This is a genomic window from Kitasatospora purpeofusca, from assembly GCF_034043715.1.
Lineage (GTDB): Bacteria > Actinomycetota > Actinomycetes > Streptomycetales > Streptomycetaceae > Kitasatospora > Kitasatospora purpeofusca_A.
On sequence record NZ_JAXCLC010000074.1, the window covers coordinates 1 to 15,618 of the forward strand.

At 71.4% G+C, this 15,618-nt stretch carries 14 protein-coding genes; 3 read left to right on the forward strand and 11 right to left on the reverse strand.

The window, feature by feature from the left end:
* Positions 1-108: 108 nt before the first annotated feature.
* From SM793_RS29765 to arc, 8 genes are all read right to left on the reverse strand, one after another.
* Positions 109-1,422 carry an FKBP-type peptidyl-prolyl cis-trans isomerase gene (locus SM793_RS29765; protein WP_320441407.1) on the reverse strand — a complete coding sequence of 438 codons (1,314 nt, stop codon included), beginning with the start codon at positions 1,420-1,422 and terminating at the stop codon, positions 109-111.
* A gap of 341 nt (positions 1,423-1,763) precedes the next feature.
* Positions 1,764-2,756, reverse strand: coding sequence for an FKBP-type peptidyl-prolyl cis-trans isomerase (locus SM793_RS29770; protein ID WP_320441408.1), 993 nt, complete (start codon positions 2,754-2,756; stop codon positions 1,764-1,766).
* Positions 2,757-2,970: 214 nt separating this feature from the next.
* A complete protein-coding gene (gene pafA, locus SM793_RS29775; RefSeq protein ID WP_093862731.1) occupies positions 2,971-4,332 on the reverse strand; it encodes a Pup--protein ligase in 1,362 nt (453 codons plus the stop codon).
* Positions 4,333-4,453: 121 nt separating this feature from the next.
* Positions 4,454-5,221: a proteasome subunit alpha gene (gene prcA, locus SM793_RS29780; protein WP_320441409.1), complete on the reverse strand. Its 768-nt coding sequence runs from the start codon at positions 5,219-5,221 to the stop codon at positions 4,454-4,456.
* 32 nt (positions 5,222-5,253) lie between these two features.
* Positions 5,254-6,093 carry a proteasome subunit beta gene (gene prcB, locus SM793_RS29785; RefSeq protein ID WP_320441410.1) on the reverse strand — a complete coding sequence of 280 codons (840 nt, stop codon included), beginning with the start codon at positions 6,091-6,093 and terminating at the stop codon, positions 5,254-5,256.
* A gap of 183 nt (positions 6,094-6,276) precedes the next feature.
* Positions 6,277-6,495, reverse strand: a complete 219-nt coding sequence (locus tag SM793_RS29790) for a ubiquitin-like protein Pup (protein WP_320441411.1) — start codon at positions 6,493-6,495, stop codon at positions 6,277-6,279.
* A 174-nt stretch (positions 6,496-6,669) separates the two neighbouring features.
* Entirely contained in the window at positions 6,670-8,181 is a 1,512-nt protein-coding gene (dop, locus tag SM793_RS29795) for a depupylase/deamidase Dop (protein ID WP_320441412.1), read from the reverse strand.
* 217 nt (positions 8,182-8,398) lie between these two features.
* Positions 8,399-10,165 carry a proteasome ATPase gene (gene arc / locus SM793_RS29800; protein WP_320441413.1) on the reverse strand — a complete coding sequence of 589 codons (1,767 nt, stop codon included), beginning with the start codon at positions 10,163-10,165 and terminating at the stop codon, positions 8,399-8,401.
* Positions 10,166-10,455: 290 nt separating this feature from the next.
* Here arc and SM793_RS29805 point away from each other — a divergent pair, with 290 nt between their 5' ends.
* Positions 10,456-10,752, forward strand: coding sequence for a ferredoxin (locus tag SM793_RS29805; protein ID WP_413816060.1), 297 nt, complete (start codon positions 10,456-10,458; stop codon positions 10,750-10,752).
* A 72-nt stretch (positions 10,753-10,824) separates the two neighbouring features.
* On the opposite strand, the gene SM793_RS29810 is transcribed toward SM793_RS29805, so the two are convergent.
* From SM793_RS29810 to SM793_RS29820, 3 genes are all read right to left on the reverse strand, one after another.
* Positions 10,825-11,430: a hypothetical protein gene (locus tag SM793_RS29810; RefSeq protein WP_320441415.1), complete on the reverse strand. Its 606-nt coding sequence runs from the start codon at positions 11,428-11,430 to the stop codon at positions 10,825-10,827.
* 131 nt (positions 11,431-11,561) lie between these two features.
* Entirely contained in the window at positions 11,562-12,521 is a 960-nt protein-coding gene (locus SM793_RS29815) for a tRNA (adenine-N1)-methyltransferase (RefSeq protein WP_320441416.1), read from the reverse strand.
* A gap of 49 nt (positions 12,522-12,570) precedes the next feature.
* The gene (locus SM793_RS29820; RefSeq protein WP_413816061.1) at positions 12,571-13,791 is read right to left on the reverse strand and encodes a site-2 protease family protein; all 1,221 of its coding nucleotides are present in this window, start codon (positions 13,789-13,791) and stop codon (positions 12,571-12,573) included.
* Positions 13,792-13,973: 182 nt separating this feature from the next.
* Between SM793_RS29820 and SM793_RS29825 the strand changes: the two genes are divergently transcribed.
* Together SM793_RS29825 and SM793_RS29830 are read left to right on the forward strand one after the other, a co-directional pair.
* The gene (locus SM793_RS29825; RefSeq protein ID WP_320441417.1) at positions 13,974-14,882 is read left to right on the forward strand and encodes a RecB family exonuclease; all 909 of its coding nucleotides are present in this window, start codon (positions 13,974-13,976) and stop codon (positions 14,880-14,882) included.
* Complete coding sequence (locus SM793_RS29830; RefSeq protein ID WP_320441418.1) at positions 14,883-15,554, forward strand: response regulator transcription factor; 672 nt, start codon at positions 14,883-14,885, stop codon at positions 15,552-15,554. It abuts the gene before it with no gap.
* The last annotated feature ends 64 nt before the right edge of the window (positions 15,555-15,618 follow it).

Below are 15,618 nucleotides of genomic sequence, written 5' to 3' on the forward strand. Positions count from 1 at the left end.
GCGGGCGTGTGCGCCCCCCGCGGGGCCGCCCCCCCCCCCCCCCGTCCGGGTCCGGCCACGCGGCCGGACCCGGAGGTCACACGCACACCATTGTCACCCGAAAGGGGATCAGCCCTGACCCGCGTCGAGGATGTCGACGACGAAGACCAGCGTGGAGTTGGCCGGGATGTCGCCCTGCGCCTGGTCCTTGTAGCCGAGGGAGGCGGGGATGACCAGCTCGACGCGGCTGCCGATGGTCTGGCCCTCCAGTCCCTGGTCCCAGCCGGCGATGACCTGGCCGCCGCCGAGCGGGAAGGAGAACGCCTGGCCCTTGCTGAGCGAGGAGTCGAAGACCTTGCCGTCCTTGAACAGCGCGCCGGTGTACTGGACGAGGATCTTCTCGCCCTTCTCGACCTTGCGGCCCTCGCCCTTGATCAGGAGGTGGCTCTTGAGCTCGGTCGGGTCGGCGGCGCCCGGCACCGGGGTGATCTCGGCGGGCTTCTTGCCGTTGTCCTTGACCTGCGGGAAGTCCGCGGGCGGCGGGGTCACGGTGCCGCTGACCACGGCGTCGGGGGCGTTGCTGTTGCGGATGTCGATGACGAAGACCAGGTTGTCCTTCGCACCGATCGACATGCTGGGGTTGCCCTGGGCGCCGAAGGCGGCGGCCGGCGGGGCGACGACGAGCAGCCGGGAGCCGGCCTTCTTGCCGACGACGGCCTGGTCGAGGGCCGGGATGAGGGCGTCGGTGCCGGCCTGGAAGATCTGCGGCTTGCCCTTGTCGTCGTACGAGGACGGGATGTCCTTGCCGGTGTTCCAGTCCTTGCCGGTGTAGTCGACCGAGGTCCAGGAGTTCTTCTCGACCTTGGGGCCGTTGCCCTCCGAGAGGACCTTGACCACGAAGCTGCCGTCGGCCTGGTCGGCGGCCGGCACCTCGATGGTGGCCTTCTTGCCGAAGTCGCCGGTGACGGTCGGCAGCACCTTGGCGCTGTCCTTGATCGGCGGGACGGGCTCGGCGCTCGGCGTGGCCGGGGCGGACTTGGCGGTGTCCGGCTTGGCGGCGGCGCTGTCGTCGGAGGAGCCGTCCTTGTTCACCAGGTACAGGGTGACGGCGCTGCCGATGAGCAGGACGCCCAGGACGGTGCCGAGGATCACACCGAGCCGGCCGACGTTGCCCGGGTTCTCGTCGTACCCGGCCTCGGAGCCGTCCTGGCGGCGGACGGTGGACGCGAAGATCTGCGGGACCTCGTCGGTCTTCGTCCCTCCCGTCCGCGGCGCCTCGTCGGTGCCGCCCCAGCCGGCCTGCTGCCGCAGGATCGCCGGGGGCACGACGATCGACTCGCCGTCGCCCGGGAGCGGGCCGCCGGGCCGCGAGTCGGCCGGGTCTCCGGCGGAGTTACCGTGCGCGGTGCCGGACCCGCCCGGGCTCGACGCTTTCTCAGACATGACTCCCCATCCATCTCGCCACGAGGTATTCGAGGTCTACGGCCGGCGTGGTGGCGCCGGGGTGCTTGTCGCACTGCCCGCCCGGACCCCGGACGCCGGCGGCGCCTACCACAGTGCGAGGGCAGTATGACAGGTCAGGATGAGGGCGGGCGCTTCCGTGTGCGAGCGCCCGCCCAAGCGTACGGAATCCCCCGGGGCCGAAACCAGCCCGGGCGAAGGATCTCCGCGTTCCCCACACCCGGGGCGGTCGGCGGACGGCTCCGACCGGACGGACGAACCGGACGGGCGGCTCCGACCCGGCAGCTCGACCGGGCGGACCGGGCGGGCGGACCGGGCGGAGCCTAGACCGCTTCCAGGATGTCGATCACGAAGACCAGGGTGGAGTTCGGCGGCACGGCGCCCTGCGCCTGGTCCTTGTAGCCGAGGGCCGGCGGCACCACGAGTTCGACCCGGCTGCCGACGGTCTGCCCGACCAGGCCCTTGTCCCAGCCCTCGATGACGCTGCCGGTGCCGATCTGCAGGGCCTGCGCCCCGCCATGGCTCCAGGAGGAGTCGAACTGCTGGCCGTTGGCCCACAGCACCCCGGTGTACTGCACGACCAGGGTCTGCCCGGACTTGACCTGCTTGCCCTCGCCCTTGATCAGCACGGCCTGCTGGAGCTCGGTCGGCGGGGCCTGTCCGGCCGGCACCGTGATGGTGACCGCGGCCTTGCCGTTGTCCTTGACCTGCGGCAGGTTGGCCGGCGGCGGGGTCATGGTGCCGGAGAGCGTGGCGTCCGGCGGCAGGCTCTCCATGATGTCCAGCACGAAGACCACGGTGTCGCCGCCGGCCACGCCCAGCTGGGTACTGCCCTGGGTGCCGAACGCGGCGGCGGGCGGGGCGACGACCAGCAGCCGGCTGCCGACCTTCTTGCCGATCACGCTCTGGTCGAAGGCCGGCACCAGCTGCCCGCTGCCCGCCTGGTAGAGCTGCGGCTTGCCGCCGGAGTCGTAGGAGCTGGGCAGGTCCTTACCGGTGGTCCAGTCCTTCGCGGTGTAGTTGACCGTCACCCAGTCGCCCTTGTTGACCGTGGAGCGGTCGCCCTCGCTGACGGTGTTGACCACGAACTGCCCGCTGGGCTGCTGGCCCTCGGGGATGGTGATGGTGGCCTTGCTCCCGAAGCCCCCGCCGGACAGGGTCGGCATCGGCGAGGCCTCGTTCACCGGGGCCGGCACGGTGGGCGCGGCACTGGGCGACGCGGTGGGCGTGGCCTGGCTGACGGGCTTGGTGGAACTGCTGCAGGCCACCGCCAGCAACAGGGGCAGGGTGACAAGCAACCCGGCGGTGCGGCGCACGGCTTTCCTCACTGTCGGTCAAAGTCGGCTCTCCGGACCCGGCTCCGGACTCGACGGACAGCGTATGCGCAGACGGTGCCCGGTCCCGGGAGGCACCACCGGGACCGGACACCGCGAAGATCACATCGGCGCACATCGGCGGGGGCACCGCTCCCCCGCCGCCGCACCGCCGGGACACCGGCGCCGCGCCGGTCCCCTGCCGGCGCGCCACCGGTCACATGCCGGCGATGAGCTTCTCCACCCGCTCGTCGACGGACCGGAACGGGTCCTTGCACAGCACTGTGCGCTGGGCCTGGTCGTTCAGCTTGAGGTGCACCCAGTCGACGGTGAAGTCGCGGCGCTGCTCCTGCGCCCGGCGGATGAAGTCGCCGCGCAGCCGGGCCCGGGTGGTCTGCGGCGGGATCGACTTGGCCTCGAAGGTCTTGAGGTCGGTGGTCACCCGCTGCGCCTGGTTCTTGGCCTGGAGCAGGTAGAACAGGCCCCGGCGGCGGTGGATGTCGTGGTAGGCCAGGTCGATCTGGGCGATCCGGGGGTTGCTCATGCTCATCTGGTGCTTCTCGCGGTAGCGCTCGATGAGCTTGTACTTCATGATCCAGTCGATCTCGTCGGCGACCCCGTCGAGCCGCTCGCTCCTGACGGCCTCCAGGGTGCGGCCCCACAGGTCGAGGACCCGGGCGATGGTGCCGGTGTTGATGCCCTTGCGGTCGGCGAACTCCAGCGCCTTGGTGTAGTACTCCTCCTGGATGTCCAGGGCGCTGGCCTCCCGGCCGTTGGCGAGCCTGACCTGGTGGGTGCCGGTGAGGTCGTGGCTGACCTCGCGGATCGCCCGGATCGGGTTCTCCAGGGTGAGGTCGCGCATGACCACGCCGGCCTCGATGAGCCGGAGCACCAGGTCGGTGGAGCCCACCTTGAGCAGGGTGGTGGTCTCCGACATGTTGGAGTCGCCGACGATGACGTGCAGCCGGCGGTAGCGCTCGGCGTCGGCGTGCGGCTCGTCGCGGGTGTTGATGATCGGGCGGGAGCGGGTGGTCGCGGAGCTGACGCCCTCCCAGATGTGCTCGGCCCGCTGGCTGACGCAGTAGACCGCGCCGCGCGGGGTCTGCAGCACCTTGCCCGCGCCGCAGATGAGCTGCCGGGTCACCAGGAACGGGATCAGCACGTCCGCCAGCCGGGAGAACTCGCCGTGCCGGGCCACCAGGTAGTTCTCGTGGCAGCCGTAGGAGTTGCCGGCCGAGTCGGTGTTGTTCTTGAAGAGGTAGACGTCCCCGGCGATGCCCTCCTCGTGCAGCCGCCGCTCGGCGTCCACCAGGAGGCCCTCGAGGATGCGCTCGCCTGCCTTGTCGTGCGTCACCAGCTCGGTGACGTCGTCGCACTCGGGGGTGGCGTACTCGGGGTGGGAGCCCACGTCGAGGTAGAGGCGGGCACCGTTGCGCAGGAACACGTTGCTGCTGCGGCCCCAGGAGACTACGCGGCGGAAGAGGTACCGGGCCACCTCGTCCGGGGACAGCCTGCGCTGCCCGCGGAACGTACAGGTGACGCCGTACTCGTTCTCCAGCCCGAAAATTCGGCGGTCCATGGGCCATCCATTCTCTGATGGGAGCTGTCCGAAACCGCCTCCGCGGCGCCGTCGCGGCCGCCGCAGGGGCATCGGGGCCCCGCGGCGGACGTCGCCGGCCGCCGCGGGGGGCCCGCAGGCACTACTGGTCGGAGTCGTCCGGCGGGGTGGCCGCCGGCCTCTCCTCGTCGTCCGTCTCGGCGGACTGGTCGCCGTCGAGCAGCCGGGCGAGCTGACCGCCCAGGATCCGCTTGAACTTGCGCTGCTGGAAGCGCTCGCGGTCGAGGACCGCCACCTCCAGCTGGTCGGGGGTGAGGGTGCGCGGGCTGCCGCCGTTGGGGTCGCGGGCGAGCGAGTCCACGGCGACCTTGATGGCCTCGGTGAGCGAGAACCCGGCCCGGTGGCGCTGGCCGAGGTAGTTGCCGATCGAGTCGGCGTTGCCGCCGACCACCACGTAGTTCTTCTCGTCGACGACCGAGCCGTCCGGGGTGAGCCGGTAGATCTGGTCGTCCTCGGTGCTGCGGCCCACCTCGGCCACGATCAGCTCGACCTCGTAGGGCTTCTCGCCGACCGAGGAGAAGATCGTGCCGAGCGTCTGGGCGTAGACGTTGGCCAGGCCCCGGGCGGTCACGTCGGCCCGGTCGTAGGTGTAGCCGCGCAGGTCGGCGTAGCGCACGCCGCCGATGCGCAGGTTCTCGAACTCGTTGTACCGGCCGACCGCCGCGAAGGCGATCTGGTCGTAGATCTCGGACACCTTGTGCAGCGCCCGGGAGGTGTTCTCGGCGACGAAGACGATGCCGTCGGCATACGTGAGCACGACCACGCTGCGACCACGCGCGATGCCCTTGCGGGCGTACTCCGCGCGGTCCGCCATGGCCTGCTGGGGGGAGACGTAGAACGGTGTCGACACCGGCGGGTCGTCCCTTCCTTCTCGGTTGACGGCTAGAGCAGCGGGGCCTGCGGCCCGTTGGGCTGGGTCAGGCGCTGGTCGGTGATGGCGACGGCGATCTCGGTGACCTCGGCGTCGGTGAGCCGGCGGAAGCCGTCCTCGGTGATCAGCGAGACGATCGGGAAGATCTTGCGGGCGAGGTCGGGGCCGCCGGTCGCGGAGTCGTCGTCGGCCGCGTCGTAGAGGGCCTGGACGACCATGGTGGACGCCTGCTGGGCCGTCAGGTTCTCGCGGTGCAGCTTCTTCATGGAGCCGCGGGCGAAGACCGAGCCGGAGCCGGTGGCGGCGAAGCCGCGCTCCTCGGAGCGGCCGCCGGTGACGTCGTAGGTGAAGATCCGGCCGCGGCCCAGGTCGACGTCGTAGCCCGCGAACATCGGGACGACCGCGAGGCCCTGCATCGCCATGCCCAGGTTGCCCCGGATCATGGCGGTCAGCCGGTTGGCCTTGCCCTCCAGGGAGAGGACGGCGCCCTCGATCTTCTCGTAGTGCTCCAGCTCCAGCTGGAACATCCGGACCATCTCGATCGCGAGGCCCGCGGTGCCGGCGACGCCGACCGCGCTGTACTCGTCGGCGGGGAAGACCTTCTCCATGTCGCGCTGGGCGATCACATTGCCCATCGTCGCGCGGCGGTCACCGGCCAGGACCACGCCGCCGTCGAAGATCGCGGCGACGATGGTCGTCCCGTGCGGGGCCTCGATGACGCCCTCGGGCAGGCGCTGCCTGCCGGGGATCAACTCGGGGCGGTGGGCCTCCAGGAAGTCGAGGAACGACGAGGACCCCGGGGTGAGGAAGGCAGCCGGTAGACGCCCGGTGCCACGAGTGTTGGCTTCCACACGATTCCTTCCAGGTAGCTTGAAGCGCGCACTGCCCGACCTTATCGGCCGGGCGATCACTGTCCAGCGGGCCCGGGGGCCGGACCGGGCGGACGGACGGCTCGCGCCGCCCGTCCGCCGTCATCGGTGCCGGCCGTGAATTCCCGGAATGCCCGCCGGGCGCCCGGCCGGTTCCCGGTCCGGTTACTGTCCGCCCTTTTGCACGAACTGCCGCACGAAATCCTCGGCGTTCGATTCCAGGACCTCGTCGATTTCGTCCAGAACCGCGTCGACGTCGTCGCCCAGCTTTTCCTGGCGCTCCTTGAGCTCGTCGGAATTCTGCGCTTCCGCGGCCTGCTCCTCGACCTCCTCGGAGGAGCGGTTCGCCCGCTGCTGGCCGCCGCCGGTGTCCTTGCTCGCCATTTACCTCACCCCGCTCGATCATCTGGCACGGTTTGGTCGCTGCTTGCTGCATCGACCCTATACACAAGGTGCGACAACCCGCTTCCGGTTTGCCGGTGGCGCTTCCTGTCCAACACCCGCCGTCCCCCCGGATGATTCCCATTTGCCCGGGCTTCACCCGTGGTGATCGAAAAGTTACCCGCCGGCGAGCACCCGCAGCAGGTCCTCCGCCGTGCGGCAGCGGTCCAGCAGCGCCTTGACGTGGTCGCGGGTGCCGCGCAGCGGCTCCAGGGTGGGGACCCGCTGCAGCGAGTCCCGGCCCGGCAGGTCGAAGATCACCGAGTCCCAGGAGGCCGCCGCGACATGCTCCGCGTACTGCTCGAGGCAGCGCCCCCGGAAGTACGCCCGGGTGTCCTCCGGCGGCTTGGTGGCGGCCCTGACGACCTCCTCCTCGGTCACCAGCCGGTCGAACCGGCCACGGGCCACCAGGCGGTTGTAGAGGCCCTTCTCGGGCCGCACGTCGCTGTACTGGAGGTCGACCAGGGCGAGCCTCGGACTGTCCCACTCCAGCCCGTCCCGGTTGCGGTAGCCCTCCAGGAGCTCCCGCTTGGCGATCCAGTCCAGCTGCCGGGAGAGCGACATCGGGTCCCGCTCCAGCCGGCCCAGCACGTCCTCCCAGCGGGCCAGCACGTCCACGGTCTGCTCGTCGGCGTCGGTGCCGAAGCGGTCCTCGACGTACTTGCGGGCCAGCTCGCAGTACTCCAGCTGGAGCTGGACGGCGGTCAGCCGGCGCCCGCTGCGCAGCGTGACCAGGTGTTTCAGCGAGGGGTCGTGGGAGACCCGGTGCAGGGTGCGTACCGGCTGGTCGACGGCCAGGTCCGAGGTGATGAAGGCGTCCTCGATCATGGCCAGGACCAGCGAGGTGGTGCCGAGCTTGAGGTAGGTGGAGATCTCGGAGAGGTTGGCGTCCCCGATGATCACGTGCAGCCGGCGGTACTTCTCGGCGTCGGCGTGCGGCTCGTCCCTGGTGTTGATGATCGGGCGCTTGAGGGTGGTCTCCAGACCCACCTCGACCTCGAAGAAGTCGGCGCGCTGGCTGATCTGGAAGCCGTGTGCGGAGCCGTCCTGCCCGATCCCGATCCGGCCGGCGCCGGTGACCACCTGGCGGGAGACGAAGAACGGGGTGAGGTGGCGGACGATGTCGGCGAACGGGGTCGCCCGCTTCATCAGGTAGTTCTCGTGGGTGCCGTAGGAGGCGCCCTTGTTGTCGGTGTTGTTCTTGTACAGGTGGATGGTCTGCCCGTTGGGCAGCTCCAGGGCGCGCTGTGCCGCTGCCGCCATGATCCGTTCGCCGGCCTTGTCCCAGAGCACGGCGTCGCGCGGGTTGGTCACCTCGGGCGAGCTGTACTCGGGGTGCGCGTGGTCCACGTAGAACCGCGCGCCGTTGGTGAGGATGATGTTGGCGAGGCCGATGTCCTCGTCCGTCAGCTGGCTGGCGTCGGCGATGTCCCGCGCGAGGTCGAAGCCCCGGGCGTCGCGCAGCGGATTCTCCTCCTCGAAGTCCCAGCGGGCCCGGCGGGCCCGGTGCATCGCCGCCGCGTACGCGTTGACGATCTGGGACGAGGTGAGCATGGCGTTGGCGTTGGGGTGCCCGGGCACGGAGATCCCGTACTCGGTCTCGATGCCCATCACGCGCCGTACGGTCATGCGGCCCTCCTTGCCCCGGTGCGCCGCCCCCGACGGACGGCACACGCTGACGTACCGCTGATCAACACCGACGCCGGGCCGTCTGCCCGCGAACGGTGGGTCGAGCCTAGAACGCCGTACCGACCGGCGGGCCCCGAGACGCGCCGTCCGGCTGTGGGGCCGCGAGGCGCCACAGCCGGACGGGGTGCGTGCGTTCCGGAGGCCCGGACCGGACCGGTTACAGGTACTGCCCGGTGTTGGCGACAGTGTCGATGGAGCGGCCGGACTCGGCGCCCTGCTTCCCGGTGACCAGGGTGCGGATGAAGACGATCCGCTCGCCCTTCTTCCCGGAGATCCGGGCCCAGTCGTCCGGGTTGGTGGTGTTGGGCAGGTCCTCGTTCTCCTTGAACTCGTCCACGCAGGCGTTGAGCAGGTGCGAGACCCGCAGGCCCCGCTGGCCGTGGTCGAGGTAGTCCTTGATGGCCATCTTCTTGGCGCGGTCGACGATGTTCTGGATCATCGCGCCGGAGTTGAAGTCCTTGAAGTACAGGACCTCCTTGTCACCGTTGGCGTAGGTGACCTCCAGGAAGCGGTTCTCCTCCGTCTCGGAGTACATCCGCTCCACCACGGACTGGATCATCGCGGCGACGGTGGCGTCCAGCGAGCCGTCGTGCTCCTTGACGTCGTCCGGGTGGAAGGGCAGCGAGCCCTTGAGGTACTTGGAGAAGATGTCCTTCGCCGCCTCGGCGTCCGGGCGCTCGATCTTGATCTTGACGTCCAGGCGGCCGGGCCGCAGGATCGCCGGGTCGATCATGTCCTCGCGGTTCGAGGCGCCGATGACGATGACGTTCTCCAGGCCCTCCACGCCGTCGATCTCGGCGAGCAGCTGCGGGACGATGGTGTTCTCCACGTCCGAGCTGACGCCGGAACCGCGGGTGCGGAAGAGCGACTCCATCTCGTCGAAGAAGACGATGACGGGCGTGCCCTCGCTCGCCTTCTCCCGGGCCCGCTGGAAGACCAGGCGGATCTGCCGCTCGGTCTCGCCGACGTACTTGTTGAGCAGCTCCGGGCCCTTGATGTTGAGGAAGTAGCTCTTCCCCTGGGGCCGGCCGGTGACCTCGGCGACCTTCTTGGCCAGCGAGTTCGCCACCGCCTTGGCGATCAGCGTCTTGCCGCAGCCGGGCGGGCCGTAGAGCAGGACGCCCTTGGGCGGGCGCAGCTCGTACTCCTTGAAGAGGTCGGCGTGCAGGTAGGGCAGCTCGACCGCGTCGCGGATCTGCTCGATCTGGTTCGCCAGACCGCCGATCTGGCGGTAGTCGATGTCCGGGACCTCTTCGAGGACGAGCTCCTCGACCTCGGACTTCGGCACGACCTCGTACACGTAGCCGGATCGCGGTTCGAGCAGGAGGGCGTCCCCCGCCCGGAGGGTGATCTCGCGCAGCGGTTCGGCGAGGCGCACCACCCGCTCCTCGTCGGTGTGGCCGACGACCAGGGCCCGCTCGCCGTCCTCCAGGACCTCCTTGAGGGTGACGAGGTCGCCGATGCTCTCGAAGGCCATCGCGTCCACGATGTTGAGGGCCTCGTTGAGCATCACCTCCTGGCCGCGCCGCAGTTCGTCGAGGGCGACGTTGGGGCTGACGTTCACGCGGAGCTTGCGGCCACCGGTGAAGATGTCGGCGGTGCCGTCCTCGTTGGAGCTGAGGAACACGCCGAATCCGGCCGGGGGCTGTGCCAGCCGGTCCACTTCCTCCTTGAGGGCCACGATCTGGTCGCGGGCCTCGCGCAGGGTGGAGGCGAGCCGTTCGTTCTGGGCGGTCACGCCGGCCAGGTTGGTCTGGAGCTCGACGATCCGCTCTTCGAGGATCCTCGAATTGCGCGGCGAGTCGGCGAGCTTGCGGCGCAGTCCGGCGATTTCCTGCTCAAGGAACGAGACCTGAGCGGCCTCGTCGGAACCACGAGCGGGCCTGCCGGTGCTGCGGTTGTAGTCGTCATCGTGGGCTGCCACGGTCCTCACCTCCTCCGGGGAGCTGGACGCTTCCAGACCCTACCTGGGACCAGGGGTCCGTAAACCCCTAGATCAAGAAAGATGGAACGGGCGTGTCCGATCTTCGCCCTCGCGTGCTTCCCCTCTGCTAGGGGGATACCCACCGCGCACCGGCCAAAGCGGACCAGATGTATCGTCGATCGAGTCGATATCCGATCGCGACCGACGCCCGAGGTCCGATCGTTGTACGAATGGCGGGAATGCCCCAGGACGGGGCGTCCCGGGACAGAAACGGCGGACGAAACATGTCGGTGAGCGGGACAACGGCAGCGGCCGAGCCGCTGGAAGTCTGGATCGACCAGGACCTGTGCACCGGCGACGGCATCTGCGCGCAGTACGCCCCGGAGGTCTTCGAGCTGGACATCGACGGCCTCGCCTATGTGAAGGGCGAGGACGAGGAACTGCGCCAGCAGCCGGGCGAGAGCGTACCGGTGCCGCTGACGCTGCTTCAGGACGTGGTGGACTCGGTGAAGGACTGCCCCGGCGACTGCATCCACGTGCGCCGGGCCAACGACCGGGTCGAGGTCTTCGGGCCTGACGCCGAGTAGGCGCGCGGCTGACGCCGGGTGGGCGCGGTCCCGCCGGGGCGGACCCCAGGGGTTGTCCCGCCGGGGCGGACCCTAGGTGCGGGCCAGTGGGGCGGCGGTCTGGGAGCGGTCCCAGCCGCCGCTCTTGTGTGTCCAGGTGAGGTCGAGCGAGATGTCCGGCGCGAAGCGCGGCACCTCGTCGCTCGAATACCCCTGCGCGTGGCCGGTGATGACGCCGTCCGAACGCAGCGCGAGCCTGCTGACGGTGAGGTTCTCGCGCTCCGAGAGCAGGGTGGCGAGGACGGCGGGACGGCCGCCCGGGCCGGGGCCGAGCAGGAAGACACCGTCGGGCGGGGTGCCGTTCCCCGCGGCGCAGTGCGCGGCCGTGACGGTGCCGGGCCGGCCGTCGCCGAGGTCGGCGGCGAAGCTGACGGCTATGGCCACCGGGAACGGTCCGCAGTCGAGCGGGAGTTCGGCCCGGGCCGGATCGGGCGCGGCGGCCGCGGGCAGGGCCCTGGGGGCGGGCCGGGCGGGTCCGGTGGTGCCACCGGCGGGGCCGGCGGCGAGTGCGGCCGCCACCACGGCGGCGCAGCCTCCGACCGCGACGCCCCAGTGCCAGGGGGTGGTGCGCCCCCGACCGGGGCCGGTGCGGCCCGTCGCGGTCCGTTGTCCAGCCGTCGTCCCGACCGCGGTCTCCACCAGGCGTCCCCTCCAGTGGTCTGTGTGAGCGAGCATCGTCCCACACCGGGGCGGCCGCGAGGTGTCACGGGTGTGCGGGAACGCGGGAGGGGTGGTACGGCGGCGCCGTACCACCCCTCCGGGAGGTGTTCTCAGCCGAGGTCGACCTGGTCGGCGTCCTCGGTGCGGGCGGCGGCCCGGGCGGCCGCGCGCTCCCGCAGGCTGGGCTCGGGGGCCCCGTTGTCGTACTCCTCGCCATAGGCGCCCTTGGCCGGGCGGCGGCGGCGCAGCGGCGGCTCGACGCCGTCGGCGAGGCGCCGGGCGGTGAGCAGGAAGCCGGTGTGGCCGATCATCCGGTGGTCCGGGCGGACGGCCAGTCCCTCCAGGTGCCAGGTGCGGACCATGGTCTCCCAGGCCTGCGGCTCCGTGTAGGTGCCGTGCTCGCGCAGCGCCTCGACGGTCCTCGACATCTGCGTGGTGGTGGCCACGTAGCAGCAGAGCAGGCCGCCGGGGACGAGCGCCTCGGAGGCGACGTCCAGGCACTCCCAGGGGGCGAGCATGTCCAGGATGACGCGGTCGACGTCGGTCTCGACCAGGTTGTCCTGGAGGTCGCCGACGGTGAGCTTCCACGCCGGGTGCGGGCCGCCGAAGTAGCGCTCGACGTTGGCCTGCGCGATGTCGGCGAAGTCCTGGCGGCGCTCGTACGAGGCGAGCAGGCCGGTGTCACCGACGGCGCGCAGCAGGTACGTGGACAGCGCGCCGGAGCCGACACCGGCCTCGACCACGCGGGCGCCCGGGAAGATGTCGGCCATCGCCAGGATCTGCCCCGCGTCCTTGGGGTAGATCACGGCGGCGCCGCGCGGCATGGACAGGACGTAGTCGGGGAGCAGGGGGCGCAGCGCGAGGTACGGGACGTTCCCCGTGGTGCGCACGACCGTGCCTTCGGGGGCGCCGATCAGCTCGTCGTGGGGGAACGCACCCTTGTGGGTGTGGAACTGGTTCCCGGCCTGGAGCGTGAACGTGTAGTGGCGACCCTTGGGGTCGGTCAGCTGGACCTGGTCCCCGACCTGGAAGGGCCCGCGTCGGCGGGCGGCACCGGTCGGTTCGGACATGCGGACAATCCTAAGGGAAGCGCGCCGTCCGCCTTACCAGGTGATCGTCTCAGCGGCCGTTGACGGCGGCGGTCAGCCGCTGTTCGATGTCGGTGAGCGTGGCGACGCCGAACGTCCGTCCGTCCGGCTCGACCACCAGGTACTCCCCGGCGGGGGTGGCCCGGACGGCGCGCAGGAGGTCCTCGCCGGCGAGGTCGGCGGAGAGCCGCAGGCCGGGTTCGAGGTCGCGGGCGAGCGGGCCGACGGCGACCCAGGGGCGGCGGTGCTCGGGGACGGCGCGCACGGCGGACTCGCGGACGAGGGCGATCGGCTCGCCGCGGCCGTCGACGACGACGACGGCGCCCGCCCGGGCCTCGTGGGCGCGCCGCATGGCCTCGCCGAGCGGGGTGTCGGCGGTGACCTCGACGGCCCGGCGGGCGAGGTCGCGCAGCCGCAGGCCGGGCAGGACCTCCTTGAGCCGGGCGTTGCGCAGGGCGCCGGTGGCGCCGTTCCAGATGATGGCGGCGAGGACGGCGGCGAGGACGGCGTCGACCAGGGTGTCGGTGCGGCCCCGGTCGAGTTCGCGGGCGGAGCTGAGCAGCGGCAGGCCGATCAGGACGAGGACGGCCAGTGCCCGGCCGGCCCAGGCGGCGGCGACGGTGCCGGTCATCGGCCGGCCGGTGGCCGCCCAGACGACGGCGCGCAGCATCCGGCCGCCGTCGAGCGGGAGGCCGGGCAGCAGGTTGAAGGCGGCGACGACGAGGTTGGAGACCATCAGTCCGGTGAGCAGGACGCCGGGGACGGTGGACAGCTCGACGGCCTGGAGGGCGAGGTAGAACACGCCGCCGAGGACGATGGAGAGCAGCGGTCCGACGAAGGCCAGCCAGAACTCGCGCCAGGGGCTCTCGGCCTCCTTCTCGATCTCCGAGACGCCGCCGAAGAACTGCAGCTGGATGCGGCGCACGCCGAGCTTGTAGCGCAGGGCGACCAGGGTGTGGGCGAGTTCGTGGATCAGCACCGAGCCGTAGAAGGCGACGGCGAAGAAGAAGGCGAGGAGGTAGCGGGCGGTGCCGAGCTCGGGCAGCACCCGGTCGAGCTGGCCGCCGAAGACCCAGGTGATGAGGGCGGCGATGACGAACCAGGACGGCGTGACGTAGATCGGTACGCCGAAGGGGCGGCCCATCAGGATGCCGCCGCGGGGCTCCGGGTCCTCGGGCGGCGGGGGCCCGGGCCGGGTGCCGCCGCCGTGCGGTGGCTGGTCGGAGGTCCGCCGGCCACTGGAGTCGCTCACCGTGTTCCCTTCGTCCGTCTGCCCCCGGCGCGCGCCGCGCGCCGGTGCGCCCACGCTACGTGATCGGGGCGGTCGTCCGGCGCGCGCCCCTCGCCTTCCCACTGCCTTCATACCCACCTCCGGGCGGCTTGCGGCAGCACCGTGGCAGCGGGATGACAGCGCGGGGCAATAGGGTCTGGGGTATGCAGCAGACCGAGACCAGCAGCGCCGTCGTGGCCCCGGCGCGGGCGGCGGCGGCCCCGACCGGGCTGTCCCCGTCGCGCGCGGGCGACTTCCTGACCTGCCCGCTGTTGTACCGGCTGCGGGTGATCGACCGGCTGCCGGAGCCGCCGAGTTCGGCGGCGACCCGGGGCACCCTGGTGCACGCGGTGCTGGAGCGGCTGTTCGACTCCCCGGCGGCGGACCGCACGCCGGAGCGGGCGCTGGGGCTGTTGCGCCCGCAGTGGGAGCGGCTGCTGGGCGAGCGGCCGGAGCTGGCCGGGCTGTTCCCGGAGGACCCGGACGGCGCCGCGCTGGCGCGCTGGCTGGGGGACGCGGAGAAGCTGGTCGCCCAGTGGTTCCGGCTGGAGGACCCGACCCGGCTGCACCCGGTGGAGCGCGAGCTCTACGTGGAGACGGCCCTGGAGTCGGGGCTGCTGCTGCGCGGCTACATCGACCGGGTCGACGTCGCGCCGAGCGGTGAGGTCCGGTTGGTGGACTACAAGACCGGCCGGGCTCCCTCGAGGGATTTCGAGGGCAAGGCGATGTTCCAGATGAAGTTCTACGCGCTGGTGGTCTGGCGCTGGAAGGGCGTGCTCCCCCGCCGGCTGCAGCTGGTCTACCTGGGCGGCGGCGGGGACGTGGTCAGCTACGACCCGGACGAGGCGGACCTGCTGGCCGTGGAGCGCAAGCTGCTGGCGCTGTGGGAGCGGATCGGCCTGGCGGTGGCGACCGGCGACTTCCCGGCGACCCGCAACCGGCTCTGCGACTGGTGCGACCACCGGGCCAGCTGTCCGGAGTTCGGCGGCACGCCCCCGCCGTACCCGCTGCCGCTGGCGCGTACGCCCGACGAGGACGATCCCACGGGGGATCCGACGAGCAAGGAGTCCTAGGTGACGATCCGAGTGCTGCTGGTCGACGACCAGCCGCTGCTGCGCACCGGTTTCCGGATGATCCTGGAGGCCGAGTCCGACCTGGTGGTGGTCGGCGAGGCCGGCGACGGCCAGCAGGCGCTGGACCAGGTGCGGGCGCTGCAGCCCGATGTGGTGCTGATGGACATCCGGATGCCGCGGATGGACGGGGTGGAGGCGACCCGCCGGATCTCCGGTCCGGGGCGGGACGGCCCGGCCAAGGTGCTGGTGCTGACCACGTTCGACCTGGACGAGTACGTGGTGGAGGCGCTGCGCGCGGGTGCGAGCGGCTTCCTGCTGAAGGACGTGCCGGCGGAGGAGCTGGTGCAGGCGATCCGGGTGGTGGCGGACGGCGCGGCGATGCTGGCGCCGTCGATCACCCGCCGGCTGCTGGACATGTACGCCACCAAGCTGCCCTCGGGCGAGGAGGCGCCGCCGCAGGCGCTGAACGCGCTGACCGAGCGGGAGCTGGAGGTGCTGAAGCTGGTGGCGCGCGGGCTGTCGAACGCGGAGATCGCGGCGGAGCTGTTCGTCAGCGAGACGACGGTGAAGACGCATGTCGGCCATGTGCTGACGAAGCTGCAGCTGCGGGACCGGGTGCAGGCGGCGGTGTACGCGTACGAGAGCGGCCTGGTGCGGCCGGGCGCGCTGTAGGCGCCGGGAACGGGCGGCGGCCCGTCCGCTCCCGCCCCGGTCCGGGGTGGGAGCGGGCGGGCCG